General features: G+C 47.8%; 1 pseudogene. It reads right to left on the reverse strand.

From position 1 onward, the window contains the following. Positions 1–14 precede the first annotated feature (14 nt). Positions 15–825, reverse strand: a pseudogene (locus tag POREN0001_RS03095) (type VI secretion system contractile sheath protein TssC); the annotation flags it as partial.

An 825-nucleotide genomic window follows, 5' to 3' on the forward strand; every position in this document is an offset into this window, starting at 1 on the left:
GAGAGAGGGGAAGACTACTTCTCTTGCTCGTATTCGCTTGTCCAGCTTGCTTCGTCGTCCCCTTTCGTTCCATCCAATTTGATAACAAAACTCTTGGCCGGGAAGTAGGGGGTGATATGAATATCCAGATAGATGCGGTCTTTTTGGTGAGGATCTCTTTCCAATCGCACAATCTTAGAGCGTTCTATCAAGCGATCCGGACCCTGTATGTCATCCAAGAACTTCACGATCTGAGAGCGGAGATCTCGCTCCGTCTTTCCGCTCCAATTTTCAAAAGAGCGACGATTCAGGAAGTCAAATAAAACCTTGGTAATGTAGTCGAATACTCGGACAACGGAGTAGGTTTGCAAGCCAAGATTGTCCCCATTAAAGAGGGTCTTGGCAGAAAATGCCATCACTTTCCCGTACTCATTGACCATGGGAACCAACCCCATGGAGTCCAATTGGGATATTTCACTTTTCTTCAGGGGGAATACCACAGAATCCACTTCATTGATGCCTCCATATTTCTTCCCTGCGGTAACTTGCGACATCAGGGTACGGTAGACTTTCCCGGCCAAAGCAGATGCAGGCGAGACGTGCAAGTCTTCGGTTTCTCCTATTTCCTTATAGGCGCCACGTCCTACAAGCCAATTACAACACATGACCGTATTGCACTTGAAGGTATCCCCTCCGGCGAGATTGGAGGTGAAAAACATATCCACCACATCATCCGGTTTCTCCAAGTCGGCAAAGTCCGTGAAGAGCATGACCTTATTGTTGTTGGCGATCTTAGCCCACTTTTCCACCACTTTGTTTGATCCAAGATAACCGGGAAGCACGAGC

It is taken from the genome of Porphyromonas endodontalis ATCC 35406, assembly GCF_000174815.1.
GTDB lineage: Bacteria > Bacteroidota > Bacteroidia > Bacteroidales > Porphyromonadaceae > Porphyromonas > Porphyromonas endodontalis.